At 57.1% G+C, this 24,428-nt stretch carries 20 protein-coding genes and 1 tRNA gene; 11 read left to right on the top strand and 10 right to left on the bottom strand.

Annotated elements, in window-relative coordinates; genetic code table 11:
- Positions 1-106 precede the first annotated feature (106 nt).
- Entirely contained in the window at positions 107-1,522 is a 1,416-nt protein-coding gene (locus tag ACR0BU_RS06940; RefSeq protein WP_480735649.1) for a divergent polysaccharide deacetylase family protein, read from the top strand.
- A 53-nt stretch (positions 1,523-1,575) separates the two neighbouring features.
- Here the strand turns inward: ACR0BU_RS06940 and trpE are convergent, their stop codons facing one another.
- From trpE to fabI, 5 genes are all read right to left on the bottom strand, one after another.
- Positions 1,576-3,087 (bottom strand): anthranilate synthase component I, encoded by a 1,512-nt coding sequence (gene trpE / locus ACR0BU_RS06935; protein WP_480735648.1) that lies wholly within the window; start codon positions 3,085-3,087, stop codon positions 1,576-1,578.
- Between the two features lie 11 nt (positions 3,088-3,098).
- Positions 3,099-4,940 carry a peptidyl-prolyl cis-trans isomerase gene (locus tag ACR0BU_RS06930; RefSeq protein WP_480735646.1) on the bottom strand — a complete coding sequence of 614 codons (1,842 nt, stop codon included), beginning with the start codon at positions 4,938-4,940 and terminating at the stop codon, positions 3,099-3,101.
- Positions 4,941-5,024: 84 nt separating this feature from the next.
- Positions 5,025-6,200 (bottom strand): aminotransferase, encoded by a 1,176-nt coding sequence (locus ACR0BU_RS06925; protein ID WP_480735645.1) that lies wholly within the window; start codon positions 6,198-6,200, stop codon positions 5,025-5,027.
- 60 nt (positions 6,201-6,260) lie between these two features.
- Positions 6,261-6,770, bottom strand: a complete 510-nt coding sequence (gene gpt / locus ACR0BU_RS06920) for a xanthine phosphoribosyltransferase (RefSeq protein ID WP_298934929.1) — start codon at positions 6,768-6,770, stop codon at positions 6,261-6,263.
- A 4-nt stretch (positions 6,771-6,774) separates the two neighbouring features.
- A complete protein-coding gene (gene fabI / locus ACR0BU_RS06915; protein WP_298934930.1) occupies positions 6,775-7,581 on the bottom strand; it encodes an enoyl-ACP reductase FabI in 807 nt (268 codons plus the stop codon).
- 135 nt (positions 7,582-7,716) lie between these two features.
- Here fabI and pdxH point away from each other — a divergent pair, with 135 nt between their 5' ends.
- The 4 genes from pdxH (at position 7,717) to ACR0BU_RS06895 (ending at position 9,565) form a co-directional block, all read left to right on the top strand.
- Positions 7,717-8,322 (top strand): pyridoxamine 5'-phosphate oxidase, encoded by a 606-nt coding sequence (gene pdxH, locus ACR0BU_RS06910; RefSeq protein ID WP_299075564.1) that lies wholly within the window; start codon positions 7,717-7,719, stop codon positions 8,320-8,322.
- Positions 8,323-8,443: 121 nt separating this feature from the next.
- Positions 8,444-8,971, top strand: a complete 528-nt coding sequence (locus ACR0BU_RS06905) for a cold-shock protein (protein ID WP_298934932.1) — start codon at positions 8,444-8,446, stop codon at positions 8,969-8,971.
- A 6-nt stretch (positions 8,972-8,977) separates the two neighbouring features.
- On the top strand, positions 8,978-9,445 hold the full coding sequence (locus ACR0BU_RS06900) for a DUF192 domain-containing protein (RefSeq protein ID WP_480735643.1): 468 nt from the start codon (positions 8,978-8,980) through the stop codon (positions 9,443-9,445).
- A 43-nt stretch (positions 9,446-9,488) separates the two neighbouring features.
- Positions 9,489-9,565: transfer RNA gene (locus ACR0BU_RS06895), tRNA-Pro, on the top strand.
- 11 nt (positions 9,566-9,576) lie between these two features.
- Here ACR0BU_RS06895 and ACR0BU_RS06890 read toward each other — a convergent pair.
- On the bottom strand, positions 9,577-10,011 hold the full coding sequence (locus tag ACR0BU_RS06890) for a hypothetical protein (RefSeq protein ID WP_299075558.1): 435 nt from the start codon (positions 10,009-10,011) through the stop codon (positions 9,577-9,579).
- Positions 10,012-10,545: 534 nt separating this feature from the next.
- Here ACR0BU_RS06890 and ACR0BU_RS06885 point away from each other — a divergent pair.
- Positions 10,546-14,175 carry a vitamin B12-dependent ribonucleotide reductase gene (locus ACR0BU_RS06885; RefSeq protein WP_480735642.1) on the top strand — a complete coding sequence of 1,210 codons (3,630 nt, stop codon included), beginning with the start codon at positions 10,546-10,548 and terminating at the stop codon, positions 14,173-14,175.
- 548 nt (positions 14,176-14,723) lie between these two features.
- Complete coding sequence (locus ACR0BU_RS06880) at positions 14,724-14,969, top strand: EF-hand domain-containing protein (protein WP_299889778.1); 246 nt, start codon at positions 14,724-14,726, stop codon at positions 14,967-14,969.
- 54 nt (positions 14,970-15,023) lie between these two features.
- On the opposite strand, the gene ACR0BU_RS06875 is transcribed toward ACR0BU_RS06880, so the two are convergent.
- Positions 15,024-16,568, bottom strand: a complete 1,545-nt coding sequence (locus ACR0BU_RS06875) for a trimethylamine methyltransferase family protein (protein WP_480735640.1) — start codon at positions 16,566-16,568, stop codon at positions 15,024-15,026.
- 450 nt (positions 16,569-17,018) lie between these two features.
- On the opposite strand from ACR0BU_RS06875, the gene ACR0BU_RS06870 reads away from it, so the two are divergent.
- Positions 17,019-17,504 carry an outer membrane protein gene (locus tag ACR0BU_RS06870; protein WP_480735821.1) on the top strand — a complete coding sequence of 162 codons (486 nt, stop codon included), beginning with the start codon at positions 17,019-17,021 and terminating at the stop codon, positions 17,502-17,504.
- Positions 17,505-17,510: 6 nt separating this feature from the next.
- On the opposite strand, the gene ACR0BU_RS06865 is transcribed toward ACR0BU_RS06870, so the two are convergent.
- Together ACR0BU_RS06865 and ACR0BU_RS06860 are read right to left on the bottom strand one after the other, a co-directional pair.
- A complete protein-coding gene (locus ACR0BU_RS06865; protein ID WP_480735639.1) occupies positions 17,511-18,698 on the bottom strand; it encodes a pyridoxal phosphate-dependent aminotransferase in 1,188 nt (395 codons plus the stop codon).
- A 57-nt stretch (positions 18,699-18,755) separates the two neighbouring features.
- A complete protein-coding gene (locus tag ACR0BU_RS06860) occupies positions 18,756-19,100 on the bottom strand; it encodes an MmcQ/YjbR family DNA-binding protein (RefSeq protein ID WP_480735820.1) in 345 nt (114 codons plus the stop codon).
- A 219-nt stretch (positions 19,101-19,319) separates the two neighbouring features.
- Here ACR0BU_RS06860 and cysS point away from each other — a divergent pair, with 219 nt between their 5' ends.
- The 3 genes from cysS to ACR0BU_RS06845 are packed head-to-tail and all read left to right on the top strand — an operon-like array spanning position 19,320 to position 23,130.
- Positions 19,320-20,717 (top strand): cysteine--tRNA ligase, encoded by a 1,398-nt coding sequence (cysS, locus tag ACR0BU_RS06855; protein WP_480735637.1) that lies wholly within the window; start codon positions 19,320-19,322, stop codon positions 20,715-20,717.
- On the top strand, positions 20,717-22,351 hold the full coding sequence (gene cimA / locus ACR0BU_RS06850; RefSeq protein ID WP_480735636.1) for a citramalate synthase: 1,635 nt from the start codon (positions 20,717-20,719) through the stop codon (positions 22,349-22,351). Before cysS ends, cimA begins: the two co-directional genes overlap by 1 nt.
- Positions 22,348-23,130, top strand: a complete 783-nt coding sequence (locus ACR0BU_RS06845; protein ID WP_480735634.1) for a squalene/phytoene synthase family protein — start codon at positions 22,348-22,350, stop codon at positions 23,128-23,130. Before cimA ends, ACR0BU_RS06845 begins: the two co-directional genes overlap by 4 nt.
- Here ACR0BU_RS06845 and ACR0BU_RS06840 read toward each other — a convergent pair whose 3' ends face one another.
- Positions 23,131-24,351: an MFS transporter gene (locus ACR0BU_RS06840; RefSeq protein ID WP_480735818.1), complete on the bottom strand. Its 1,221-nt coding sequence runs from the start codon at positions 24,349-24,351 to the stop codon at positions 23,131-23,133.
- Positions 24,352-24,428 lie beyond the last annotated feature (77 nt).

Below are 24,428 nucleotides of genomic sequence, written 5' to 3'. Positions count from 1 at the left end.
GCGGCAGCGTCAAGGGGACATCCCGTTCCCGGCGCGACAACAGGTCGAGCGTCGCAAAAGATGGCGCAACAGTGAGCGGGCAGGATAGAGGCGAGAGGCAGCAGTAATGGGCGGATTTTTCGGAGGAATGATCGTCGGGACGGTCGTTGTTTTGATCATTGGCGCGGTTTTGTCACTGAACACGCCGTTGGCCAACAAACCGGTTGTGGCATCGCAGGCACCCGACGCAACCGAAGTCGAGACACCCGAGGCTTCGGTCGAAGCTGTCGAGGCTGGGGCCGACGCAGATCTGGTCGAACTGGCCCCGCGTGCGCCAAAAGCCGCCGGGGATGGGTCGGATGATCTGGCTGATCTGACGGGACTTGAGGAAGCACCTGATACACAGCCTTCAATTGGTGGAGCAACACAGGGATTGGAGCAGCCTGAACCGTCGGCTTCGACCGAGGTTTCTGTTGTGACAGACGCTCCGGCGGCGCCACCGACGCCGAGTACTGCACCGACCCTTCCGCAGGAAGACGAGCAACCCTTGGTGATCGACGATACACCTGCGCCCCTTGTCGAGCCGGAGGGTGAAGAAGTTGCCGTGCTTCAGCCGGAACCCACGCCTGAAACGCCATCTGTTAGTGACGAGGCTGAGGAAGACAACCCGTTCGAAAACAGCCCAATTGCGGTTGAAGGTGACGAGGATACGATGCCTCGCGAACTGCCCCGGATCGCCGCATTGCCGCAGATCGGGGGCGAGCAACCAGTTGAAGACAGCTCAATAGTGGGTAAACGAGTGGTCCCTCTGACCGAGCGGGACACTGCCCCCGCGGAAGAAGCGAGCGCTGAAAGTGAAGTAGCACCGGGCCCGCCGATCGACGCCTATGCAATCCCGTTTGAAAACCCAGACTCCAAACCGTTGATGTCGATCATTTTGATCGATGATGAAGGCGCCTTTGGGGCCGAAGCGCTGCAGGATTTTCCTTATCCGATCAGCTTTGCTATCAGCCCCTCGGACCCGAATGCGGCAGAAAAGATGGCACGCCACCGTGCCGCCGGGTTCGAAGTACTGGCGCTGGCGGACATGCCCGAAGCGGCGAGTGCGCAAGATGCCGAAGTCTCGATGGCCGTCTGGCTTGATACGCTACCCGAGACTGTTGGGATTCTTGAAGGTGTTGGGACCGGCATTCAGGGCAACCGAAAGCTGGCCGATCAGGTTGCGGCCATTGCGGGGGGAACGGGTCGCGGTCTGATCACACAAGACAATGGTTTGAACACCGTCCAAAAGCTGGCCGCGCGCAATGGCATCCCGTCGGGCGTGGTGTTTCGCGACATAGACGGGGCTCGGCAGGATCCCAAGATCATGCGCCGGTTCCTAGATCAGGCGGCATTCCGTGCTGGTCAGGAAGGGACAGTTGTCATGTTGGGACGTGTGCGCCCAGAAACGATCTCGGCTTTGCTGCTATGGGGGCTTGAAGATCGCGGAAACCGGGTCACCATGGCGCCGATTTCGGCCGTCATGATGCGTGAAGTTCAGTAGAACTTGTACGTTTTGAATGAAGGGGTGGTGATCTGAGGATCTACCGTCCTTTGTTAGCTGTTTCCTGACCCAGTAAACCGTGCCGCATCCGCTGCTGCGCGGCGGATGGCGTTGGATTTATGCACGGTCTCCATATACTCCGCCTCGGGGTCACTGTCATAGACGACACCGCCACCGGCTTGAATGTACAGCTTGTGATCCTTCACAATGGCCGTCCGCAGGGCGATACACATGTCCATGTCACCACCGGCACTGAAATAGCCCACACCGCCGCCATAGACGCCGCGTTTTTCGGGTTCAAGCTCGTCGATGATCTCCATCGCCCGCACCTTAGGCGCACCTGAAACAGTGCCGGCAGGCATCCCGGCAAAGAAAGCGTCCAGCGCGTCTTTGTCTTCGGCCAGTTCGCCGACAACGTTCGAAACGATATGCATAACGTGGCTGTAGCGTTCGATGATAAATTCTTCAGTCGGGCGCACTGTACCGATCTTGGCGACACGACCGGTGTCGTTGCGGCCCAGATCCAGCAACATCAGATGCTCTGCCAGCTCCTTTTTGTCGGCCAGCAGATCAAGCTCGTTCGCCTTGTCTTCTTCGGGCGTTGCACCGCGTGGGCGTGTTCCTGCGATCGGACGGATCGTGACTTCGTCGCCAAAGACGCGCACCAGAATTTCGGGGCTTGCACCCACGACCTGAAAGCCGCCGAAGTTGAAATAGAACATGAACGGCGATGGGTTGGTGCGTCGCAATGATCGATAAAGCGCAAAAGGCGGTTGTGGAAAATCCTGGGTCCAGCGTTGCGCCGGGACAACTTGAAAGATGTCGCCTGCGCGGATGTATTCCTTGGCCTTCTCGACCGCATCCATATAGCCGGACTTGGTGAAGTTCGACACCGGAGGCGCCACCTCGGACGCGTCGCCCAGATCACGGGTTTCGGCGGGCATTGCGCGTTCCAGGTCACGTACCGCATCCATCACGCGTTCAGCAGCCTGGGCATAGGCGGCCTTGGCCGATTGCCCGTCACTGGCCCACGCTGGAGAGACAACAGTCACTTCGCCTTTCACGCCATCCAGAACTGCAATGACCGACGGGCGCATCATGATCGCATCGGGCAAACCCAGCGCGTCCGGGTTCACATCAGGCAGATATTCCACCAACCGCACCATGTCATAGCCCAGATAGCCAAACAGGCCTGCCGCTGCCTGAGGCAGATCATCGGGCAGGGCGATGCGGCTTTCTGCCAGCAACGCCCGCAAATTGTCCATTGGGTTGCCGTCTTGCGGCGAAAACGCCTCGGCATCGAAGCGGGCCGAGCGGTTCAGTGACGAAATCTCTCCATCGCATCTCCAGATCAGGTCGGGCTTCATGCCGATAATCGAATAGCGCCCGCGCACCTCTCCTCCGGTGACGGATTCCAGCATGAAGGCGTCTTTCTGCGCGCCCGTCAGCTTGAGCATCAGCGAAACCGGTGTATCAAGATCCGCCGCAAGGCGCGTGTAAACGACCTGGTTTTCGCCCGCTTCATAGGCGCGCGCGAACGTGTCGAAATCGGGTGTCAGGGCCATCTCGGTCTCGTTTAATAGCTCGACTGCACAGCGTTCAGCGCCTGCTGGTCGATAACCGGGCGGGCCCGGGTCTGCGCGTCGCGCACATAGGCATCAAAAATGTTCTGGGCCAGCGCCTGATCCATCTGAGCGGACAAAGCCTGTTGCACCTGACGCAATTCATCTGTTTCCGCTGGCGGCAGAACTTCGTCCAAACGCACGATCAATGCAGTGCCGCTGCCTCCAATGACGCGCAGTTCACCGGGGTCCATGGCAAAGACGTCAGCCATGAAACTGGCCGGAACGTCTTCCAGAAACGCGGTACGGGTCAGGCCGTTTTCGACACGGAAAGGCAGCCCAGTCGCGGCGAAATCCCCATCTGTGGCCAGTTGTGTCACAGCGGTGTTGGCCAGCGCTTGCAGTGCTTTGTTCGTCTCGGCCTGACGCCAGGCTTCGGCAACGCGGTCGCGGGCGCTTTCAAACGGTTCGGGGCGCTGCGGCAATTCTTCGTTCAGGCGCAGGGCAAAAATCGATCCGTCTTCCAAAAAAGCAACCTCAGGGAAGTCGCCCTCGCGGACGGCTTCGGCTGCGGTTCTGAAACCATCATAGGCTGCGACACGCTCGGCGCTGTCGCGGGTCCAGTCGATTTGGCCCAACTCCATTTCGGTCTCGCCAGCCAGTTCTTCAAGAGTCGCACCCCCAGCCAACATGTCGTTGATGTCTTCGGACTGCGCCTCGATCAGACGACGGGCCCGATCCGAGGCCAATTCCTCGCGCAGGGCGGGTTCGGCTTCTTCAAAGGGTACGTTGTTTGCTGCCAGAGTTCCGTTGATCCGGAACAGGGCAGGGCCAAATACGGATGGCAACGGGCCCACAACCGCATCAACTTCGGCAGCGAACACAGCGTCGGCGGCGTCGCCCAGATCGTCACGGGTGACATCGCCAAGGTCGATATCGCTTAGCTCAAGCTCACGATCCTGAACAAGTCTTTCGAACGTGGTGCCGCCCACCTCCAATTGTGCTTTGGCATCATTTGCGGCGTCTTCGTTTGGAAAGTTCAGACGCTCGACCAGACGACGCTCGGGCTGCTGGAATTCTGCGGATCTCTGGTCATATAAACGACGCAGGGAATCCTCGTCGACCTCAACCGTGTCCAACAGCATCTCGGGCGACAGAATCGCATAAGTCAGGCGCTTGGTGCGGGGTAGGGTGAACTGATCGGTGTTCTCGTCGTAAAAGGTTTGGACCTGAGCATCCGTTGGTTCCGCAACTGGCTCTGACAGCGCATCAACCCCGACAGTTGCGACAGTGAAGCTGCGCCGCGCGCCAATGTAGTCGGTCAGTATGGAAGTCATCGTTTCCGGCATCCTTACGCCGCTGATCACCGCGCCTTGCACAAGCGTTCTGGACGATTCCTTGCGCAGATCGGATTCGAATTCAGAGTCGGTCATGCCGACTTGTTCCAGTTGGAAACGGTAAGCTTCGCGATCAAAGGTTCCGTTCACGCCCTGAAAGGCCGGAATCGAAACAATGTCTTCCTGCAGGTTCTCATCACCGATCGAGATTCCAAGCAGGGCAACTTCGTTGTCCAATGCAGCCAGCGCCGTCAACCGCGAAAGTGCGAGCTGTTCCAGCCCAAGCTCGCGGGCCTGCGACATCTGTAGTGGTTGACCTGTCTGCGCTTCGATTGCGCGAATTTCACGCTGCAGCTCCCGCACATAGGTGTCGACCGAGACGCTTTCATTGCCAACCTGCGCCACAGTGCGGACCGTACCGCTGAGGTTCACGGCACCGAAACCGGCCAGACCCAGCATCAAAAGGCCCATCAGAATCCAGACAAAGGTTTTCGAAAGACTTTTTGTGCCTGCGGCCATAGCGCCCTCTTCTTACTTACATCGGCAGGTATCTGCCCCGTTGGTTGCGGCCCTGAATACGATGCGTGTGGCCGGGGGGCAAGCTTAGAAGGACAGTCGCTGCAAACGGTCGAACAACAGGCCAATTCCCTCCCGGTCGAGATTGGCAAATGCGATGCGCACCTGACGTTTTCCAGCTGGATCGTGATCAGGCATGAACATGGTGCCGGGCAACAGTAGAATCCCTGCATCAGATACCAATCGGCGGGCCAATTCGTCTGATGGCATGTCAAACGGATGTTCTAGGTAAGCGAAATAGGCCCCAAGCCCCAGCAATCGCCACCCTTGGGCGGTCAGTTTTGGCATGCCGTCCGAGATTGCTGCACGGCGGTCGAGAATTTCATCCCGCTCACCCGCCAGCCACTGGGACAGGTTTTGCATTCCCCAAAGGGCAGCGAACTGGCCGATCTGACCGGGGCAGATGGCCACCGTATCCAGGAACTTCTCGACTTCGGACAACAATTCCATGCTTGTGGCGATGGCCCCAACACGGTGCCCCGTCAATCGGTAGGCTTTTGAGAAAGAGTAGAGATGAACAAGTGTTTCGTCCCAATCAGGGTTATGGAACAGGTCATGAGGCGGACCATTCCGGCTGTCGAAATCACGGTAGGTCTCGTCCACTAAAAGCCGAATCCCAGCCTCGCGCGCCAGGTCGAAAAAGGCACGGACCAGTTCGCTTGGATACTCAACACCACCTGGATTGTTGGGGGTCACCAACGCAATAGCCCGTGTTCTGTCCGTGATCAGGGCACGTGCCTTGTCCGGGTCTGGTAGCAAATCATCGCCAGTTGGCAGGTCGACGGCGGTGACACCCGTCATGTCCAGCCACATTTTATGATTGAAATACCAGGGGGTTGGCAGGATAATCTCATCCCCTTGATCCGTGATTGCAGAAATCACGGCCGAGAAAGCCTGATTGCATCCTGATGTTATTGCAACCCGTTCCGGAGCGATTTTTGCGTCATAGTGCGCGCCAATCTGCGCTGACAGCTCTGCCCGCAGCGCGTCATTCCCCAACACCGGACCATAGAGATGCGCGCTGTCTTCATTGACGGCAAACTCAGCGATAGCCTGACGCATTGCCAAAGGTGGAGGATCAACAGGTGCGGCCTGACTCACGTTGATTAAGGGGCGGTCAGCAGGGAAGGTAACCCCGTCCAACCAACGCCGCGCCTCCATAACCGGGGGGGCAAAAGTGGCGGCTGTGCGGGTTTGTGTCATGCGGCATCCCTGAGCATTTCAGCGCGGGCCTGCCGCACGCTTTTTTCTTGTTGGAAACGGTCAGTCCGTTCCGCGATAAGGCTGAACATACTGAAGGGCCATATCCCACGGGAAAAAGATCCATGTATCCTGGCTGACCTCGGTGATGAACGAGTCGACCATCGGGCGGCCTTTGGGTTTGGCATAAACCGTGGCGAAATGGGCTTTGGGGTACATGTCCCGCACCAGTTCCAGTGTTTTGCCGCTGTCGACAAGATCGTCAATGATCAGGATGCCTTCGCCATCGCCCATCAGATCCGCATCGGGCGCCTTGAGAACTTCGGCCTGACCTTGATCCTGATGGTGATAAGACCGAACACTGATCGTATCGACGGTACGAATGTCCAGCTCGCGACTGACGATCATGGCCGGGGCCATGCCACCACGGGTGATCGCAACTACGGCGCGCCAGGCACCACTATTGGGGCCTTGCCCGTCAAGGCGCCAGGCCAAAGCTCGAGAATCGCGGTGAATTTGATCCCAACTGATATGAAAGCCTTTTTCATGGGGCAGGCGGTCCTTGGCGCTCATGGTCTTAACCCTTTTCAACGTCCGGCGCGTCGACAGCTTTCATGCCGACGATGTGATAACCCGAATCCACGTGCAGGTTCTCACCGGTCACGCCGCTGCTGAGGTCAGACAGCAGGTAGAGCGCAGACTTGCCCACATCATCTATGGTCACGTTGCGGCGCAGGGGTGAGTTGTATTCGTTCCACTTCATAATATACCGAAAATCGCCGATGCCGCTGGCGGCCAGAGTTTTGATCGGACCGGCAGAAATCGAGTTCACGCGGATACCATCTTTGCCCAGATCTTCGGCCAGGTATTTCACCGACGCCTCAAGCGCCGCCTTGGCAACTCCCATGACATTATAATGTGGCATGACTTGTTCTGCGCCATAATAGGTCAGGGTTATTGCGCTGCCGCCTTCAGACATCATCTTTTCCGCTCGCTGCATCACCGCAGTGAAGGAATAGACCGACACATCCATAGTCAGATTAAAGTTGGCGCGGCTGGTGTCGACATAGCGACCGCGAAGTTCGTTCTTGTCGGAAAACCCGATCGCATGAACAACGAAATCCAGCTTGCCCCACTTTTCCTCAAGAGAGGTGAACAGCGCATTTACAGACTCTTCGTCGCTGACATCGCAGGGCAGGACGATTTCGCTGCCCAATTGCGCTGCTAGTGGGTCGACTCGTTTCTTGAGTGCGTCGCCTTGGTAAGAAAAGGCCATTTCAGCCCCAGCATCGGACAAGGCGCGGGCAATACCCCATGCGATTGATTTATCATTGGCCAGTCCCATGATGAGGCCGCGCTTGCCAGCCATCAACTGATTTGCCATGTTCGGTTCTCCGCCTGTCTTCGCGTTATGTTGAGTTGGTTTATGCCATTGGTAGCGCTGCATCAAGGCCGCGTGCTCTTGCCCGTAGCGAGTTCTCGCCTTAGGGTCCTTAGCAATACGTTCCAGGGGATGGAAATGAGCGAGCGCGATGGCATTTTTGCCGGCACCGATCCGTTTGAAATAGCGGCCCGATGGTTGGCCGAGGCCGAAGAGACTGAATCGAACGATCCCAACGCAATCGCGTTGGCGACCGTAGATTCTGAAGGCATGCCCAATTCCCGCATGGTTTTGCTGAAAGAAATCGAACCGGAAGCGTTCGTTTTTTACACCAACTACGAAAGCACCAAGGCAACCGAACTAGATTCTGCCGGGAAGGCTGCATTTGTCATGCATTGGAAATCTTTGCGGCGCCAGCTTCGTGTTCGTGGTATAGTAGAGCGTGAAAGCGGGCCTCAAGCCGACGAGTATTATGCGTCACGATCGCTAAAAAGCCGATTAGGGGCTTGGGCGTCTCGTCAGTCGCAGCCCCTGAGCAGCCGCGCCGCTTTGATGGCAGAGGTTGCAAAAGTGACGGCAAAACTTGGACCGAATCCGCCCCGTCCTCCATTTTGGGGGGGGTACCGATTGGTCCCAACGGAAATCGAATTCTGGGCCGATGGAGCGTTCCGTCTTCATGATCGGTTCAGATGGGAAAGAAAGGAGCCGGGTTCGGCATGGCAGGTGCAGAGGTTAAATCCATGACTTTCACGTGTCGCGAAATGCAACAGACAGAAATCAAACGGTTTTTTCAGCTTGAATTTGCCTGCCATTCCCATAAACAACAAACCCTTAACGAAGTGCAAAAATTCGCGATGGGAAAACCGTGCCAGAAGATCTGAACAACATGTATCGCGTCCATGGACACGTTAAATGGTTCGATCCCGCAAAGGGGTACGGATTTGTTGTATCTGACGATGGCGGTCCGGATATTTTGTTGCACGTGAACGTGCTGCGAAACTTCGGCCAAAGCTCGGTTGCCGACGGTGCCGGCATTGACATCATGACTCACCGCACGGATCGCGGTGTTCAGGCCGTCGAAGTAATTGCGGTTGATCCTCCGGCACAGGCCGACACCATGATGTTGGCCGATTTTGCCGAGCTTGACCCAGACGCTATTTCGGATGCGCCGCTTGAGGCTGCGCGGGTCAAATGGTTCGACAAGGGCAAGGGGTTTGGGTTCGCCAATGTCTTTGGTCGCGGCGAAGATGTGTTTCTGCATATCGAAGTTTTGCGTCGCTCTGGTCTGGCGGATCTGCAGCCTGGCGAAGCGCTGGCGATGCGTGTGATCAACGGCAAGCGGGGGCGCATGGCGGCCCAAGTGCTGGCCTGGGAATCTGCGCTGGACGACTGATTCCCCATGGCGCGACATCTGACACTTCTGGCTCTGCTTTCAATTCTGTGGGCCGGGGATGTCTTGGCCGAATGTCGGGCAGATCGGGTCGAACTTCGAAATGAAGCAACCCTTGTGCGATTTGACGTAGAAATTGCGGTAACACCGCAAGAACGCTCCCGTGGTTTGATGTTTCGGGAATCCTTGCCAAACCGCTCTGGCATGTTGTTTGTGTTCAGCCCGCCGCAGCCGGTCGCGTTCTGGATGAAAAATACACTGATTCCTCTGGATATCATTTTCCTGGATCAGACAGGTACCGTGACCCACGTGCACGAAGGTGCAATTCCCGGAGATTTAACGCCAATTGATGGCGGTGATTCCGTTTTTGTAGTGTTGGAAATCAACGCCGGATTGGCTGCTCGGTATTCAATTGAGCCGGGAACGCAGATGCGACATGAAGTTTTTTCGCAAGGCCCCGCAATTTGGCCCTGTTAGGGCTTTTCAAATCAGATCGGCCTCGTTAGGAAGGCGCACGGTCCGGGGCGTGGCGCAGTCTGGTAGCGCACCTGTTTTGGGTACAGGGGGTCGTAGGTTCGAATCCTGCCGCCCCGACCACTTTCTCAAAGTTATTTGGGTGAACCGCCAGCAGCCTGATACAGGTTGCTGATGGCTTCATCCAATGTCTTGCTTTCTATTGGTATGTTGATGGTTTGGCCGGTTTTCTGAGGCACCTCAAAAAACAGGTTAGCATCTACAAGGTAGCCTGCGTCGTTTCTCGTCGACGTCAATCGCATCACGCTTTGCGGTAGTTCCTTGGGATAGCCGTCATATGTCAGAATCAGATAAGCTGTGGCGTCCGGCGGCAGCGACTCTCTGCATTCGTAAGCGCGGCTTCCGATCTTTTTAAAGGTTTCGCCGGGTCCCGAGCAGCTGATCTCGAACGTGTCGAACAGCCTTTGGGGGTAGCTTTCAAACTGTGCGCTGCGTGACGCGATGGGCACATCTTGTGGTGTACATGCCACGATCATGGCCATAGCGGGTAAAATGCGAAACAACTGCATCCTCTTGTAAGCCCTCAATCATTTGCGCATCTTCGGACGCGGTTTAGGTGTCGCAGCATCCATTCCAGGATGATTCTTGCCCAGCCTAGCCAGTCAGGCGCCGGTTGATCAAATGCTGATAACTATGCTGGTAAAAACGGCAATTCCCGTTGCAGCTTTGGGTCAGTGGCGAAAAATCGCCACGCGCGACCCTGTGGAGGAATCGGGTTCCAAAAACTGGCATCTCACTCAGACAATTTGGTCAACAAAAAAGATTTCAAAATGACTGAAAAATGACGTTGACCTTATATGGGTATTTACGCCAGATTGTATGAGCCGAAGAAAGCGCCACTACATCTGGTATCGAAAACCAGAGAAGGCGCCGGGCGAGGGTCGGAAAGCACATCAAAGTATCGTGCAACCGTAGGGTCGGTTTCGCGCTGTTCGCAGCAGCGGTCGGACTTTTGCGCCTTTGTCTTCGGTTTGGTGGGCGGCTTGCAATTTCAAAGCCCCAAGTAGCGTGACGATGCAATTGACAGAACCAGGGCGGCGGACATGAAGATTGAAAGAAAATTCACAACAGCGGGGCAGGACGCATATGAGGATCTGGACTTTGTTTCAGCAACGTCTGAAATCCGAAATCCCGATGGCACGATCGTCTTCCGCCTAGATGACATCGAAGTCCCGTCCAGCTGGAGCCAGGTTGCCAGCGACGTCATCGCACAGAAATATTTCCGCAAGGCTGGTGTTCCGACCAACCTGAAGAAGGTCAAAGAAAAAGACGTTCCAGAATTCCTATGGCGCTCGGTTCCCGTTGATGGTGCGGACTTTGAAGGAGAAACCTCTTCCAAGCAGGTGTTCGACCGTCTGGCCGGCGCCTGGGCCTATTGGGGCTGGAAAGGCGGCTATTTCTCGACCGAGGAAGACGCGCACGCCTATTTTGATGAGATGCGCTATATGTTAGCGACGCAACGCGCAGCGCCGAACAGCCCGCAGTGGTTCAATACAGGCTTGCATTGGGCATATGGCATCGACGGCCCGGCGCAGGGGCACCACTATGTCGATTATAAGACCGGCAAACTGACCAAGTCGAAATCCGCATACGAACATCCACAGCCGCACGCGTGCTTCATCCAATCCGTGAACGACGATCTCGTGAACGAGGGTGGCATCATGGACCTGTGGGTGCGCGAGGCGCGTCTGTTCAAGTATGGCTCGGGTACCGGGACCAACTTCAGCCATTTGCGTGCCGACGGTGAGGCGCTGTCGGGTGGTGGCAAGTCTTCGGGTCTGATGGGCTTTCTCAAAATTGGTGACCGTGCAGCAGGTGCGATCAAATCCGGTGGGACAACCCGTCGGGCCGCAAAGATGGTGATCGTCGACGCGGATCACCCTGACATCGAGCAGTTCATCGAATGGAAGGTACTTGAAGAGCAGAAAGTAGCTTCGATCGTTGCCGGATCGAAGATGCACGAAAAGATGCTGAACGGCATTTTCGAGGCCATTCGCACATGGGACGGTGTTCAGGACGATGCGTATGATCCCAACAAAAACGATGCGCTGAAGACTGCCATTCGCGAGGCAAAAAAAGTCGCAATCCCAGAGACTTACATCAAGCGCGTGCTGGACTATGCCAAGCAGGGACACGACAGCATCGAGTTCCCGACCTATGATACGGATTGGGATTCAGAGGCTTACAACTCGGTTTCGGGGCAGAACTCGAACAACTCGATCCGCGTAACCAACGCCTTCCTGACGGCCGTCAAAAAAGACGCCGATTGGGAATTGATCAACCGCACCAACGGCAAGGTCGCTAAGACCGTCAAGGCGCGTGATTTGTGGGAAAAGGTTGGCCACGCAGCCTGGGCCTGCGCTGACCCTGGCATCCAGTTCCACGACACCGTCAATGAGTGGCACACTTGCCCCGAAGACGGCGCGATCCGCGGTTCAAATCCGTGTTCGGAATACATGTTCCTGGATGACACAGCCTGCAACCTCGCGTCGATGAACCTGCTGACATTCCTCAAGGATGATGAATTCCAGGCGGCGGACTACATGCACGCCTCGCGTCTTTGGACCCTGACACTGGAAATCTCGGTGACGATGGCCCAGTTTCCGTCCAAGGAAATCGCGCAACTGTCCTATGATTTCCGCACCTTGGGTTTGGGGTATGCAAATATCGGCGGGTTGCTGATGAACATGGGGCACAGCTACGACTCGGACGAGGGCCGGGCGATCTGTGGCGCGTTGACTGCGATCATGACCGGTGTGGCTTATGCGACCTCAGCGGAGATTGCCGGTGAATTGGGCAGTTTCAAAGGATATGAGCGCAACGCCGACCATATGCTGCGCGTGATGCGCAATCATCGCCGGGCATCTCAAGGTGTGACTGAGGGATACGAAAAGCTGGCGGTGAAGCCGGTTCCTCTGGATCACGGCAACTGCCCCGACAAGCGTCTGGTCGATCTGGCCATGTCAGCCTGGGATGAGGCGCTGACGCTTGGCGAAAAGAATGGGTATCGCAACGCGCAAGCAACAGTGATTGCACCAACTGGCACCATCGGTCTGGTAATGGACTGTGACACAACCGGGATCGAGCCTGATTTTGCGCTGGTAAAGTTCAAGAAGCTGGCCGGTGGCGGGTACTTTAAGATCATCAACCGCTCGGTGCCTGCGGCGCTGGAAAAGCAGGGATATTCTTCGTCACAGATTGAAGAGATCGTGTCCTACGCGGTTGGCCATGGCACTATCGGCAACGCACCTGGCATCAACCACACCTCACTGACCGGTCACGGTTTTGGACCGAATGAGCTGGCCAAGGTGGACGCCGCATTGGCAAGCGCGTTCGATATTCGGTTCGTCTTCAACCAGTGGACATTGGGCGAAGATTTCTGCACCGGTGTTCTGGGCATCCCGGCGACCAAGCTAAACGACCCAACGTTCGATCTGCTACGCCATTTGGGCTTTACCAAAGCTGATATCGACGCGGCCAACGATCATGTCTGCGGGACAATGACTCTGGAAGGTGCGCCGCACCTGAAGGAAGAGCATTATTCGATCTTCGATTGCGCCAACCCGTGCGGCAAGAAAGGCAAGCGTTTCCTGGGCGTTGACAGCCACATCACCATGATGGCGGCGGCGCAGAGCTTTATCTCGGGCGCGATTTCGAAAACGATCAACATGCCGAATGACGCCTCCATTGAGGATTGCCAGAAGGCCTACGAGCTTAGCTGGTCGCTGGGTGTGAAGGCCAACGCATTGTACCGCGACGGATCGAAACTCAGCCAACCGCTGGCTGCAGCTTTGGTCGAAGATGATGACGAAGCGGCCGAAGTGCTGGAAAGCGGCTCGCCGCAGGAAAAAGCCGTCGTGCTGGCTGAAAAGGTCATCGAAAAGGTTGTGGTCAAAGAAATCATCCGCAGCCATCGCGAAAAACTGCCCCATCGCCGCAAAGGGTATACCCAGAAGGCTATCGTGGGCGGTCACAAGGTGTATCTGCGGACCGGTGAGTTCGAAGATGGCAAGCTGGGCGAGATCTTCATCGATATGCACAAGGAAGGCGCGGGCTTCCGGGCGATGATGAACAACTTTGCCATCGCCGTCTCGGTCGGCCTGCAATATGGCGTGCCACTGGAGGAATTCGTGGACGCCTTTACCTTCACCAAGTTCGAACCGGCCGGGATGGTACAAGGCAACGACTCGATCAAGAATGCGACGTCGATCCTGGACTACATCTTCCGCGAACTGGCCGTGTCTTATCTGGACCGCACCGATCTGGCCCATGTGAAACCAGAAGGGGCATCTTTCGACGACCTTGGCCGGGGTGAGGAAGAGGGCGTATCAAACGTATCCGAGATAAGCGAAAGCGCGGCGACCAAATCCTTGGAAGTGCTGAAACAAATCAGTTCGACCGGCTATTTGCGTAAACGCCTGCCGCAAGATCTGGTGGTGTTCAACGGTGGCCAAGCCGAAGTGAACGGAATGGCAGAATCAGCAAGCCAGTTCGAAGTGCAAAGCGAAACAACTGTCGTGGCCGAGGTTGCAACCGGAATGGATGCGCGCACCAAAGCCAAAATGCAGGGGTACGAGGGCGACCCGTGCGGAGAATGTGGAAACTACACGCTGGTGCGCAACGGCACCTGCATGAAATGCAACACCTGCGGGTCTACCAGCGGGTGTAGCTAAAGAAAACACCCTGCCACGCGGGGGTGTAGGGGCCGGATTATCCCTCGGTAAACCGGTCCTGACGAACTCGGAGCAAGGCAAAGCCTAAGGCTTACCTAATTGCCTTGCTCCACTCGACCGGCATGCCCGTGTTGGTCGGGAACAGGGTGGGGCAGAATATTCGCTCTTTCCCACTCTTTCACGGAACGGGTGCGCTCGTTCCATGCGCAGTCCAGGCCGCAGGCAAAAAAATACCGGGCGGTCAACGAAATGAGCCTGGAAGGCGAAACTAACAGGGGGCTTCGGCCCCCTTTCTTTTTTGTCCGGCCCGAGTCGCCGTTTTGAGCAGAGCCTTGCCGGATTGTCGCAAACAAGTCGGGCAAGAACCGCCGAACCGTCGTGTCGGCGTTTCGCCCAGCGGGGGATTGCAGACCCGACTCGGCCAAACACGCGGAGTTTGGCGCGAAACCATCGCATTTGGCCGAGGCGGGTGGTCTGGCGTCTCGCAAAGGTGTCTTTGATGCCTGTCCGGACACAAACACGTAAAAAGTCACTCAGGAGGCAACGTAATGAAACCGCAAAATCTAGCTGTTATCTCGGCAATCGCACTTGGACTGCCGGCAATGGCACTGGCACAATCCAGCGCTGACACCAATGGAGACGGCGTTCTGACGATCGACGAAGTCCAGGCTGTAATGCCCGAAGTCGACACTGATGGCTTCTCGGCAATGGATGCAAATGGCGATGGCGCTTTGGATGCCGATGAGATCGCAGTTGCACAAGAGGCGGGCTTACTGCCGCCCAGCAACGGTTAATTAATAGACAACAGAGGCGGCCCGAATTCGTTCGGGCCGCCGTTTTTCAATAGCTTATGCAGGTAAGTGAATGTTGAATTTGCGGCGTAACTCGTCATCCAGCAGTGGATCGAATTTCGCCGGTGAAGCGGTCGACAGGATTTCTTCCTTACGCGCTGTTGCCTTATCCAGCAAATCAGGTTTGCCCAATTCAACCCATTCTTTCGGCGACGTACGATCGCCAAAAGTGGGATAGACATAGTCGGCCTGCATTCGGCTTAGGGTCGCATCGGTGCCCAGATAGTGGCCAGGACCGCCGATACAAACTTCGGCGATCTGATCCAGGGCCAAAGTCTCATCCGACACTTCAATTCCACGCACACACCGCAGGGCTTGTCCGATCAGGTCATCGCCAAGGATCAGACTTTCGAAGCAGAATCCCAACAGCGATGCATGCATGCCCGCTGCTTCGTAGACCATGTTCAAACCCGCCAAACCCGCCATGACATTTGAGCACATTTGTTCCCAACCAGCCTGCATGTCGGGTAGTTTGGAATCGGAGGCGCCGGCCGCGGCACCACCCGGAAGGTTATAGAACTTATGCATCTGAGCGCACCCAGCACTGAGAAGCGCCTGTTCACCTGATCCGATGGACATTGCGCCCGTGCGCAGATCCAGACCGAAGGGCCAAGTGCCAAAAACCGCCGGAGCACCGGGGCTTACGGCATTTACATAAACCAGACCGGCAAGGCATTCTGCAGTGGCTTGCGTGATCGCGCCGGCGATGGTTGAAGGGGCGGTAGCACCTGCCATACCCGCGGACAGCAGCAATACCGGCATTCCGGCTTTGATGCATTCCTCCATCACCTGACAGCTTTCGGTCGCGAACTTCATCGGCGGAACCACGAAGCAGTTGGAGTTCGACATGAACGGCCGCTCGCGCCATTTGTCTTCTCCGCCAGCGATCATGTGCAGCATTTCTATTGCCGGGGCGACGTGATGAGGCTCGGTGAACGAGGTGCCGATATGCTTATAAGTACCTGATGTACATGCATAAACAGTGTTCAAGTCCATTTCGAGATTGTCGGCGATATCGCGACAGACCATGGGTCGCTGAACAAAATGGATGTTGTCCAATTGCTGGCAAATCCGCGAGGCGTCGTGCAAGTCCTGCACCGTAGAATGTCGATATTCGCGACCGTGGACATCGACCATGCTCACGGCGGCACCGGCGGTGCCGTAGTGCACTTTTGACCCCGACAGCTCTAGGTCTGTTTTGCCGTCCCGGCTGTGGAGAGTAACTGATCGATTGGCCTTGGCAATCGTGTCTTCGACCAGAGCGCGGGGGAACCGAATGCGACCGTCGTCCCCCAGAATGCATCCGGCACCGACCAGATAGTCAATTCCGCTTGGCGGGGCATCGGCAAGGCCAATCGTTTCCAACGCTTGTAGGGCGGCTTCGTGGATGCGTTCCACCTGTGCCTGGGTCAGCGGTTTGTATGTCCCGCCTTCCATTCCAGGGCGCACAGGACGCAGATGTTCGGGCAGGGCGGATGCGCGGGCTGCACGGCGCGCAGAGCGTCCGCCACTGCGCGAGGTATTTCGGGTTTGGTTGTTCATGTATAAAGTCCGGTGGCTAATCTGTGTCGTGAGAAGATGGTTTCACGACACGTGCGGACGACCCCGTGCTGCACGCCCACGATCCGCACCAATGGTGCGGCTGATCAGGCGGATTTTCCAGACTTCATTATGCATGCGACCTCGCAAATCATGGTTCAGACTGTTCCAGTCGGGGACGGGACAATCTGTCCTGTTTGCGACCAGTGCCCAAAAAACCTGCGATGTGAGGGAGAACGTATAGCTTAGAGGAATACATGTCTCAGATTTTCTCCCGCTATAGGAGAAATCTGTTATGCTTCGATCACTTAATGAGGAGTGGAGCGCGATCTGAATTGAAATCTGACAATTACGAACCAAGTTTCAACTGATGGCTGGTGGTCGGCCGAAAGCATGCGTGGGCCCGTCGTGATAACGTGTACGAAACCTCTTTCAGCTCTGATTGTCTCGGTGATGATCACTTGTGCTGCCCCTGCTTTGGCAGAGGACTGGACAGGGGCCTATGCGGGTTTCAGCTTTGGATATGCCGATGCGGATGGCCCGGGTGGGGCCAGCGGCGATGACACGGCCTTTGGCGCGCATATCGGTTATGATCGGGACTTCGGTAACTTTGTTCTGGGTGGTGAGCTTGAGTATAACCGATTGTCCCTGAACCTGAGCGACGATCAGGGCAGTCTGGACAGCATGACAAGCCTGAAGTTTCGCGGTGGGTACGATTTTGGCAGTGCGCTTGGATATGTGGTTGTTGGTGCCGCGCGTGCGGAAACATCAGTTACCAGTGATACTGCCGCAGTTTACGGAATCGGTGTTGCCTATCCGATTGGAGACAACTTTGTCATCAGCGGCGAAGCGTTGCGCCAAAACTTCAACGATGTGACGCGAACGAATGGCGGCCTTGATTCGAACGTTTTCAACCTGCGAACAACCTTTCGGTTCTGAGGTGGATCACTCAGCAGCCTGACAATCGGCAAGGGTTGCGGCAAACTCACACAAAGTTTTCAACGCAGATGCAAACCGTTCGTCGTCGATGGTCATAGCGACCCGAACGTGACCTGCGGCGGCTTTCCCAAAGCTTTCGCCCGGCATGACGGCAATCGAATGCGCATCCAACAGGGCGTTGGCAAATCCTTCGCCGCTTAAGCCTGTGGCGCGGACATCCAGCATCACATACATCGCTCCTTGGGCAGGAACCAAACCGACAGTGTTCTGAGCTGCCAACAGGTCCATTGCCAAAGCACGGCGACGGCGGAACGGGGCAGCAATGTCTTCTTCGAGGACCGTGCCCGCATTCAGCGCGAAACTTGCCGCATCCTGAATGAAACCAGGCACGCCGTAAGTGGTATGGGTTGCCAGATTGATCAAGTGATCGATCACCTCTTCCGGGCCAACAATCCACCCGCAGCGAGAGCCGGTCATGGCGTGGGACTTGGACATTGACCCAACAACCAGGGTTCGATCAGCCATGCCGGGCAGGGCGCGGGGCGAAAGGTGGGCGCCTTGCCAGACCTGCGTGTCATACACCTCGTCCGAGATCAGCCACAGGTCACGCCGCTTGCACAGATCTGCAATATTCTCAAGCGTTTGGCGGGAGTAAACCACGCCGGTTGGATTGTTTGGGGTGTTGATCAACAACGACACGGCCCCGTCTGCTGCAGCCTCGATGGACTCGGCGCGAGGTTGGAACGCATCTTCCGCGGTAGTCGCGACGGCGCGCGCGATGGCACCGGCACCTCGGATCGTTCCGGGGTAAGTGGCGTAATAGGGATCAAGATACAGGCCGACATCGCCTGGATCACAGACAGCCATATGCGCCGCAAACAGACCTGCTTGGCCACCGGGTGTAATCAGTACGTTCTTGCGGGTGGTTGGGATGCCGCTACGCATCTGCACCCGTGCCGCGACAGTGTCGCGCAACATATCTGTGCCCGGAACCATCGCATAACCTGTATGCCCATCCCGAGCCGAGGTTTCCATGGCCTCCAAAATTGACGGATCGGTTCGGATGTCATGCTCGCCAATCGTCAGCTCGGTCACAGCGTGCCCTTCACTGACCATGCGCCGTGCGCGGTAAAAGACATCCCACCCGTCGCCGCCGCCACCGGTCAGATGAGTGATGCGCTGAGACAGTTTCATTGCTACGCCCTTGATAGTCTTTAAGGCGACTGGGGCAGAGCCAAGGACAATTGTCAATCAGCTTCGCGGCGGTAATTCAGCCTGAGCTTTTTTTGTCAGCGAGGCCCGTACCAGATCGTAAGATGCGGCGAGGCGGTGACGCATTTCTGCAGAGTCCGCATCGAAGGGCAGACGCACCCAACTGCGATGAAAGTACGGGGCTTTGACTCCGACGCCCGCATCAATCAGCATCTGAGCGGTTTCGATGTCAGGTGTTTTGACGGAAACCCCGTCATTTTTGACCCCGATGCAGGCAAACATTTTGCCGCCGATTTTCCAGGCGTCATGGCCACCACCCCACGGATCGGACCATTCGGCCCCCGGTAGGTCGCGGCAGATGGAATTGACGTGATCTCGGCTCATGCAAGTACAGTGCCGCGCTGCGCGTTCGAACTCAAGTCTTGGCATGTGATCAATCCCGTGATAATCGAGTTCCCATGAACCCGATGACCTGCATCATTATCTGCTGCATTACCTGCTGAATTCTCAAGCGGGCCGGTTTCTTTCGTTTTCATCCCTGAGACAAGTTGCTAAGCCCGCGCCAACGCGTGACGCGCATGCCGTTTCTTAGGAGCCCGACCGATGACCCCGATCAAGCTGCACAACACTCGGACACGGACGAAGGAAGACTTCGAGCCGATCGATCCTGACAACGTGCGGATGTATGTCTGTGGGCCAACCGTCTATGACCGTGCACATCTGGGCAATGCGCGGCCGGTGGTGGTGTTTGACGTGCTCTACCGTTTGCTGCGCCATGTCTACGGCGCGGATCACGTAAAATATGTGCGCAATTTCACTGACGTGGATGACAAGATCAACGCAACCGCGCTGTCGCGGAAACAGGCCGGGGCCGAGGGCTCGTTGGAACACCTGGTACAGGAACGTTCGAACGAAACCATCGGTTGGTATCTGCACGACATGGGCGCTTTGGCCGCGTTGGAGCCGGATGAGATGCCGCGTGCCACGCAGTATATCGCGCCGATGGTCGCCATGATCAAAGACCTGATTGCCAAGGGTCACGCCTATGCTGCCGAAGGTCATGTGCTGTTTGCCGTTGATACCTGGAAAGAGGACTACGGCAAGCTGTCGGGTCGCTCGGTCGATGACATGATCGCCGGTGCACGGGTCGAGGTCGCGCCTTACAAAAAGAACCCGATGGATTTTGTCCTTTGGAAACCGTCGACCGATGATCTGCCGGGCTGGGACTCACCCTGGGGCCGGGGCCGTCCCGGCTGGCACATCGAGTGCTCGGCCATGAGCTATGAACTTCTGGGTGACAGCTTTGACATTCACGGTGGCGGCAACGACCTGATGTTCCCTCATCATGAGAATGAGATCGCCCAGAGCAAATGCGCCCATCCCGAGGGTCAGTTTGCCAAGGTCTGGCTACATAATGAGATGTTGCAGGTCGAGGGTAAGAAGATGTCCAAATCTTTGGGCAACTTCTTCACCGTGCATGAGTTGCTGGAGCAGGGCGTGCCGGGCGAAGTGATCCGGTTTGTCTTCTTGCAAACCCATTATCGTAAGCCGATGGACTGGACCGAGAAAAAGGCGCGCGAGGCCGAGGCGACGTTGCGCAAGTGGCGGGCGCTGACAGCGGGCATCGAGCCCGTCGCCAGCGCGGCGCCTTCGGTTGTCGGTGCATTGGCGGATGACCTGAATACTGCAGGCGCCATTACTGAATTGCACCGGCTTGCCGCCGACGGAGATGCGGCGGGGCTTTTGGCTGGCGCGCAAATCCTTGGTTTGCTGTCTCCAGAGATGGGGAGTTGGGCAGAAACCGGTGGCGTGGATTTGGCATCTCATGCCGAGGTGCTGGCAAAGGCGCGGCTTGATGCAATGAACAGCAAGGATTTTTCCGAGGTTGATCGCCTGAAAGCCGCGTATATTGCCGCAGGACTTGAGGTTCGGATGAGCAAAGATGCCGTTGAACTGGTTCCCGGAGCAGGGTTCGACGCTGCCAAGCTGGAAGATGTGTGATGACCAAAGAACGCCTCTACCTTTACGATACGACCCTGCGTGACGGGCAGCAGACGCAGGGAGTGCAATTCTCGACCGCTGAAAAGGTGCGGATTACGAAAGCCTTGGATGAATTGGGCGTGGACTACATCGAAGGCGGTTGGCCCGGAGCAAACCCGACGGACAGCGCGTTTTTTGACACGGCACCAGCGACCTCGGCACGGTTGACGGCGTTTGGGATGACCAAACGCTCTGGCCGCTCGGCGGGGAATGATGATGTTCTGGCCGCTGTGATGAATGCGGGCACGCAGGCCGTATGTCTGGTGGGCAAGTCGCATGACTACCATGTCACCCACGCACTTGGCATCCCATTGAAGGAGAATGTCGAGAATGTCCGGGCTTCGGTCGCGCATATCGTGGCGCAGGGGCGTGAGGCATTGTTTGATGCCGAGCACTTCTTTGATGGCTACAAAGACAATCCGGAATACGCCGTCCAGGTGTGCCGCGCCGCGCTGGATGCGGGCGCGCGCTGGGTTGTGCTGTGCGACACAAACGGGGGCGCTTTGCCGGCGGAGGTCGGACGTATTGTCTCGGACCTGATTGCGGCTGGTTTTCCCGGCGATCGGCTGGGCATTCACACCCATAACGACACCGAGAATGCGGTGGCGTGTTCTCTGGCGGCGGTTGATGCCGGGGCGCGGCAGATCCAAGGCACATTGAACGGGTTGGGCGAACGCTGTGGCAACGCCAACCTGACCTCGCTGATCCCGACATTGCTGTTGAAGGAACCCTATGCCTCGGGTTTTGACATCGGCGTCAGCCTGAAAGCGCTGGCAGGTCTGACTCGGATCAGCCGAATGCTGGATGAAATTCTGAACCGGGTGCCGAGTAAGCAGACAGCCTATGTCGGGGCCTCGGCCTTTGCGCATAAGGCCGGGTTGCATGCCAGTGCGATCCTGAAAGACCCGTCGACTTATGAGCATGTTGATCCGGCAACCGTCGGCAACGCGCGCATCATTCCGATGTCGAACCAGGCCGGGCAGTCGAATCTGCGCAAACGCCTGACCGAGGCCGGGCTGACGGTCGAAGCCGGTGATCCGGCGCTGGGGCGTATTTTGGACCGGATCAAGCGTCGCGAGTCAGAAGGCTATTCCTATGACACGGCACAGGCCAGTTTCGAGCTGCTGGCCCGCGACGAGTTGGGGCAATTGCCCGAGTTCTTCGAGGTCAAGCGCTACAAGGTCACGGTCGAGCGGCGCAAGAACAAGTACAACAAGATGGTCAGCCTGTCCGAAGCGGTCGTCGTGGTGAAGGTCGATGGGGAAAAGAAGCTGTCGGTCAGCGAATCTCATGACGAATACGGCAGTGACCGCGGGCCGGTGAACGCATTGGCCAAGGCTTTGGCCAAGGACCTGGGTCAATATTCCCCAATCCTCGACGACATGCATCTGGTCGACTTCAAAGTCCGGATAACGCAGGGCGGCACGGAGGCTGTGACGCGGGTTATTATCGACAGTGAAGACGGGCAGGGGCGGCGCTGGTCCACAGTGGGCGTCAGTGCAAACATAGTCGATGCCTCGTTCGAGGCTTTGCTGGATGCGATCCAGTGGAAGCTGGTTCGGGACTGCGGGCCGCAAAAGGCAGCGGCAGAGTGAGCGTTTCCTTTGACGATGACGTCAAAGCCTGTGCTGCGCTGGTCCACAAAGCTGACCCGGACCGATTCCTTGCGGCGATGGCGGCACCCGTCGCTGCGCGTGCGATTCTGTTCCCGATTTACGCGTTGAATGTCGAGGTGGCGCGCGCCCCGTGGGTGACACAAGAGGCAATGATTGCCGAGATGCGCCTTCAATGGTGGCGCGATGCGCTACAGGAAATTGCCCAGGGCCCAACGGTGCGCCGGCACGAGGTGGTGACGCCTTTGTCACGGGTTCTGTCGCCGCATCTGGCAGAAAAGATGGACGAATATGTCGCCGTGAGGCGCTGGGATATCTACCGCGACCCTTTTGAAGATCAAGATCATTTTGAGGCCTATATCGATCACAGCAGCGGCACCCTTTTGGTTGCCGCGGCGCAAGCCCTTGGTCCGGCAGAGGAAGAGGTTGTGCGGGACTTTGGTTATGGCGTGGGCGTTGCGAATTGGTTCCGCGCGATCCCTGATCTTGAGGCGCGGGGACGTATCCCATTGCTTGATGGAACGTCCGCAGGTGTGAAGCAATTGGCTCGGTCTGCGCTGCGGCGCATTGAAAAGGCCCGGTCGAATCGGGCTTCGATCTCGGATCAGGCGCGGCCAGCGTTGTATGCGGGATGGCAGGCGGAATGGATTTTGAAACACGTGATTGCGCAGCCTGAACGGGTCGCTGCCGGTGCTTTGTCACAAGGTGAGATGCGGCGACGGCTGTCACTGATGTGGACGGCAGCCTCTGGGCGCTGGTAGTCAGACCGTTTCGGTGTCAGCCGGTCGCAGCATCAGCCAAAGCAACGCGCCACCTGCCAGTGTCAGCAATGGAATCATGGCCAGGTTTACCGCAGTCCAACCTTCTACCGGAGAACCACCAGAGCAATTCATCAACCCGCCAGAAGCCAGCGACGCAACGGTCACGCCGCCAAACACTAGCAGATCGTTCAAACCCTGCATGCGTCCCCGCTCATGCACTTCGTGAGACGCAGCCAACATGCTGGTTGCGCCGATAAAGCCGAAATTCCAGCCGATGCCCAAAAGGATCAGGGCGACGAAGAAATTGCCCAGTTCGACCCCCTGCAAAGCCACCACGCCGGCTCCGGCAAGGATGGCCAGACCAAGCGCCACGATCTTCTCGACACCAAACCGCGCGATCAGATGGCCGGTAAAGAAGCTTGGCACATACATTGCCAGCACGTGGCTGGTCACCACATCGGCCGCGTCATTCGCGCTGAAACCACACCCGACAACCGCCAGAGGTGTAGATGTCATCACAAGGTTCATCAAAGCGTAAGAGACCATCGCGCAGATGATCGCCACCGCGATACGCGGGGTCTTCAGCAGCTCCAGCCGTGACCGACCTCTGGGCGTATCTGCCGTGGGTTTGGGTGGCGTCGGGATGTCGAGAAAGAAGAACAGGCCCGAACCGAATACATTCAGCGCGATCACCGCAATGTAGGTGCCCAGAAACGGAATCACATAAGCTTCGGAGGTCAGTTTGACGATCTGGGGCCCGATGACCGCAGCCGCCAAGCCGCCCGCCATAACATAGGAGATCGCTTTGGGGCGAAACTCATCCGATGCGGTGTCGGCCGCGGCAAAGCGATAGAATCCGTGCGCGCTCATGTAAATGCCGGTCAGCAAGCTGCCGAGCAGGAAAATTGGGAAAGACCCGAGAAATAGACCATATGCCCCGATCAAACCGCCCAATGCGCCCGCTGTTGCGCCGACCAGAAACCCGACCTTGCGTCCCCATTTCTGCATGATGCCCGAGATCGGGGTTGCGGCCAGCATCGACCCTAGAACGATCAGCGATATGGGCAATGTCGCGAGGCAGGGATTGGTCGCCAGCGATTGCCCCGCCAGCCCTCCAACGATGAATATCATCGGCATCTGCGCCCCCAGAACCGATTGCGCGGCCACCAGAACGGCGACGTTTCGTTTGGCCTGAGAGTTGTCGGGGGCGGAGGTGGTCATTGTCATGGGCATATCCGTATCGGCGAAAACGATTGCACACAAGCGGGTTGCATATGCGACAAAGCCGCCTAACGTGC

It is taken from the genome of Ruegeria sp. CK2, assembly GCF_056536585.1.
This window is presented reverse-complemented; position numbering and strand designations above follow the sequence as displayed.

Bases quoted from the DNA above. Each gene is read 5' to 3' on its own strand.
- fabI (WP_298934930.1), bottom strand. From the start codon at position 7,581: ATGGCAAATCAGTTGATGGCTGGCAAGCGCGGCCTCATCATGGGACTG.
- ACR0BU_RS06900 (WP_480735643.1), top strand. From the start codon at position 8,978: ATGGCGCGACATCTGACACTTCTGGCTCTGCTTTCAATTCTGTGGGCC.
- ACR0BU_RS06880 (WP_299889778.1), top strand. From the start codon at position 14,724: ATGAAACCGCAAAATCTAGCTGTTATCTCGGCAATCGCACTTGGACTG.
- ACR0BU_RS06885 (WP_480735642.1), top strand. From the start codon at position 10,546: ATGAAGATTGAAAGAAAATTCACAACAGCGGGGCAGGACGCATATGAG.
- ACR0BU_RS06840 (WP_480735818.1), bottom strand. From the start codon at position 24,351: ATGACCACCTCCGCCCCCGACAACTCTCAGGCCAAACGAAACGTCGCC.
- cysS (WP_480735637.1), top strand. From the start codon at position 19,320: ATGACCCCGATCAAGCTGCACAACACTCGGACACGGACGAAGGAAGAC.
- pdxH (WP_299075564.1), top strand. From the start codon at position 7,717: ATGAGCGAGCGCGATGGCATTTTTGCCGGCACCGATCCGTTTGAAATA.
- ACR0BU_RS06930 (WP_480735646.1), bottom strand. From the start codon at position 4,940: ATGGCCGCAGGCACAAAAAGTCTTTCGAAAACCTTTGTCTGGATTCTG.
- ACR0BU_RS06940 (WP_480735649.1), top strand. From the start codon at position 107: ATGGGCGGATTTTTCGGAGGAATGATCGTCGGGACGGTCGTTGTTTTG.
- ACR0BU_RS06860 (WP_480735820.1), bottom strand. From the start codon at position 19,100: ATGAGCCGAGATCACGTCAATTCCATCTGCCGCGACCTACCGGGGGCC.
- trpE (WP_480735648.1), bottom strand. From the start codon at position 3,087: ATGGCCCTGACACCCGATTTCGACACGTTCGCGCGCGCCTATGAAGCG.
- ACR0BU_RS06865 (WP_480735639.1), bottom strand. From the start codon at position 18,698: ATGAAACTGTCTCAGCGCATCACTCATCTGACCGGTGGCGGCGGCGAC.
- cimA (WP_480735636.1), top strand. From the start codon at position 20,717: ATGACCAAAGAACGCCTCTACCTTTACGATACGACCCTGCGTGACGGG.
- ACR0BU_RS06875 (WP_480735640.1), bottom strand. From the start codon at position 16,568: ATGAACAACCAAACCCGAAATACCTCGCGCAGTGGCGGACGCTCTGCG.
- ACR0BU_RS06890 (WP_299075558.1), bottom strand. From the start codon at position 10,011: ATGCAGTTGTTTCGCATTTTACCCGCTATGGCCATGATCGTGGCATGT.
- gpt (WP_298934929.1), bottom strand. From the start codon at position 6,770: ATGAGCGCCAAGGACCGCCTGCCCCATGAAAAAGGCTTTCATATCAGT.
- ACR0BU_RS06870 (WP_480735821.1), top strand. From the start codon at position 17,019: ATGATCACTTGTGCTGCCCCTGCTTTGGCAGAGGACTGGACAGGGGCC.
- ACR0BU_RS06925 (WP_480735645.1), bottom strand. From the start codon at position 6,200: ATGACACAAACCCGCACAGCCGCCACTTTTGCCCCCCCGGTTATGGAG.